The sequence below is a fragment of the Novosphingobium sp. B-7 genome (assembly GCF_000410615.1).
Lineage (GTDB): Bacteria > Pseudomonadota > Alphaproteobacteria > Sphingomonadales > Sphingomonadaceae > Novosphingobium > Novosphingobium capsulatum.
In genome coordinates this window covers 2,443-5,721 of the sequence record NZ_KE148500.1, presented here as the reverse complement: position 1 = coordinate 5,721, position 3,279 = coordinate 2,443, and the positions used below count along the sequence as shown (strand labels likewise).

General features: G+C 66.8%; 2 protein-coding genes and 1 pseudogene. All 3 read right to left on the bottom strand.

Annotation, left to right across the window (positions count from 1 at the left end):
* Nucleotides 1–189 precede the first annotated feature (189 nt).
* Nucleotides 190–1,707: an XrtA system polysaccharide chain length determinant gene (locus tag H926_RS0122355; protein ID WP_022678235.1), complete on the bottom strand. Its 1,518-nt coding sequence runs from the start codon at nt 1,705–1,707 to the stop codon at nt 190–192.
* Between the two features lie 58 nt (nt 1,708–1,765).
* Nucleotides 1,766–2,356 carry an XrtA/PEP-CTERM system exopolysaccharide export protein gene (locus tag H926_RS0122350; RefSeq protein ID WP_231627739.1) on the bottom strand — a complete coding sequence of 197 codons (591 nt, stop codon included), beginning with the start codon at nt 2,354–2,356 and terminating at the stop codon, nt 1,766–1,768.
* A gap of 293 nt (nt 2,357–2,649) precedes the next feature.
* A pseudogene (locus H926_RS29925) lies at nt 2,650–3,279 on the bottom strand (pyridoxal-dependent decarboxylase, exosortase A system-associated); the annotation flags it as partial.

The window sequence follows — 3,279 nt, the reverse complement described above, 5'->3', positions numbered from 1 at the left end:
CAGGTGCCGGCGGCACGGGCGGCAGCACAGGCGCGCGCAAGTGCTGGCGGAAATCGAACGTCCCGGCCGCCCGCTCGATCAGCGAGGGGCTGGCCTTGCGCGGCCGATCCTGCGGCGTTCCGCCTTCTGGCGGCGTCCCATCTTTGGGCGGCTGGGGCGTGTTGCTCTGGTCCGTCATGTCCTGCACCCTCATGCCACCATCCGCCGCTTCATGAATTCCACGGCCAGCAGCACGAACAATACCAGCACCAGGCCGGCCGTGGCACCACCGAACAGTTTCAGCTGCTTCCACTGCCGCGCCCGCGCCGCAGCGGTCTGGGTCAGCGACACCGAACCCAGCACGATCATGCCCGTGGCCCGCTCCAGCTGACCAGTGGTGGCATAGCTCGAACGCAGCTGCGCCATGGCAAACGCCGCACCACAGCCCGCCACCAGCCCGACGACCAGCACCAGCATCAGCAGCAGCGGCCGATCGGGCGCAGAGGGACCGCGCGGCGTGCTCGGCGGATCGATCACGTCGAACTTGACCGAGTTGTGCTCGCTTTCCACCTGCCCGCGCAGGCGCAGCTGCTCGCGATCGCGCAGCAGCTTGTCGTACTGGTCCTTGAGCACATCGTAATCGCGGTTGATCCGCGCCGCTTCGGCGGCAACCGCCGGCTCGCTGTATTGCTGGCCGGTAAGCTGGCCGATTTCCTGTTGCAACGAGGCCTTGCGCGATTGCAGCGACACCAGGCTGGCCTCACGATCAGCCTTGATCGACTGCAGCGAGGCATAGGCCGGGTTGGGCGTGCCGCCACTCTTGCCTTCGGCGGCGGCCTGGCGCTGCAGGCTGGCGATCTGCGCCTTGGCCGCCAGGACATCGGGATGGCTGTCGGTCAGCCCGCGCGCCTTCATCGAGGCCAGGTCTGCCAACGCTTGGGCCAAAGCGCCATGGGCGCCACCCTGCGCGCCGGGAATGGTGATCGTGGGCGCCGTGCCGGAAAGCTGACCATTGATCGAGGCGAGCGCGCTCTGCGCAGCCAGAAGATCGGATTCCACCCCCCGCAATTCGGTGCGCGCGCCTTCCAGCTTGGCCGTGACCGAACCGGTGCCCGGCATCAGCGCGGCGTTCTTCGCCTCGAACTCCTGCCGCTTCTGCTCGGCCGCTTCCAGGTCCTTCTGCCGATCGGCCAGCTGCTGGTCCATGAAGGCCAGGCTGTCGGTCATCTCGCCGCGCCCGCCGGCCAGGTTTTCCTCGCGGAAGATGTCGATCATCTTCTGCACCACGTCCTGCGCCAGCTTGGCATTCTGCGCATCGGTATAGGAACCACGGCCCGACGTGGCGCTGATCTCGAACAGGTTGTCCTGCTGGCTCACCACCTTGATCTGCGTGGCCAGGCCAGCCACGGCCGATTCCATCTGCTTGTCGTTGGTGACCTTGTCGCCCAGGCGCGTGGCGCGCACCACCTTTTCCAGGTTGACCGTGCTGGTCAGCGTCTGGCGCACCCGCTCGATATCCTGCTTGGCATTGCCGCCGATGCCGATCTGGTCGGACAGGACATCATCGATCTGGATGAAGATGCGCGCCTTGGATTCATAGGAATTGGGCACCATCGCCACGACCAGCCAGCCCAGCAGGCAGACCAGCCAGGCCACGCCCAACGCCAGCCAGCGGCGGTGCCAGATGCCATAGAGCGCGATGCGCACTTCATCGAGAATGTTGGTCATGCCGCGCCGCGCTCCCGCAGGTGCGGTGCCGGCCTGGTGTGGTGCCCCCGCGCCATCGTCAGAACGTGCTTTCGGGAATGATGATCACGTCGCCGGGCATCAGCATGACATTGGCCTTGGTATCGCCCTTGCGCAACAGATCACCGATGCGCACGGCATATTCGGTCTGCTTGCCGGTGGTCTTGTCAAACCGCACCAGCCGCGCGCGGTTGCCGGCGGCATATTCCGAAAGCCCACCCACCGCGATCATCGCATCGAGCAGCGTCATGTTGGCGCGATAGGGGATCGAGGCCGGCTTTTCGGTGGCGCCCACGATGCGCACCTGCTGGCTGAACGTGCCGGCAAACTTGTTGACGATCACCGAGACGATCGGTTCTTGAATATACTGCGACAGCTGCAGCTTGATATCCTCGGCCAACATCGAGGGCGTCTTGCCCACGGCGGGCATGTCGGTGATCAGCGGCGTGGTGATGCGCCCATCGGGCCGCACCTGCACCGAGGCACCCAGTTCAGGGTTGCGCCACACGAAAATGGTCAATTCATCGAGCGGGCCGATCACGTATTCCTCGCCCGGACCTTCCTGCAGCGCCACGAACGCGGCGGGCGGCAATTGCGGGCCATGGGCGCCGCCGGCACAACCGGTGAGCATCAGCGACAGGCACGCCGTTCCCAGGCCCAGGCGGGCAAGACGCCTGCGCGGGCCTGCGGGCCGTGCGGCGTTCAGGGCTGGGCCGGAATGGAACGGCATCGCAATCGATTCCTTTGTCTGGCTCTTGCGCCGGCCCACGTAGTGTCCCCTATCGGGACCATCGAGACCTGCGACCTTCATCATCGGCTATCGACAAAAAGGGTGAAGATACGGTTATCCTTGTTGCCAACGGGCTTTCCCGACAAGGCGCTTGGTCGCCCGGTCCCAATTCGGGACGGGTGCCCAGGCAAAGATTAACCCACCGTGTGTGCGGCGCTTTCCGCCAGGATTTCCGTCGCCGGACCATGCCCCAGGAACGCCGCCGGGCTCGCCGTGGCGCCATAGGCACCGGCACAGAACACCGCCACCACATCGCCTTCGGCCGCCACAGGCAAGGCCGCACGGTCTGCCAGCCGATCGAGCGGGGTGCACAGGCACCCCACCACGCTGGCCACCTCATCGGCCGGGGCATCCATGCGCGTGGCCAGCGCCAGCGGATAGTTGCGGCGCACCACGGTGCCGAAATTGCCGCTGGCGGCCAGCTGGTGGTGCAGCCCGCCGTCGGTCACCAGGAACACCTCACCCCGGCTTTCCTTGCGCTCGATCACCCGCGCCAGATAGACGCCGGCCTCTCCCACCAGATAGCGGCCCAGTTCCACCGCCAGGCGCGTGTCGCGCAGCTGCGCGGCGTGGCGCTCCAGCTCCTGCGCCAGCGCCGCCCCCACGGCCGGCAGATCGAGCGGCCGATCGCCGGGGAAATAGGGGATGCCAAAACCGCCGCCCAGATTGAGCGCGGGCAGCGGTACGCCCGCCTCTTGCGCCAGGCGCAGCGCCAGGTCGAGCGTCGCGGCCTGCGTGGCGATCACCGCCGTGGCATCAAGCGC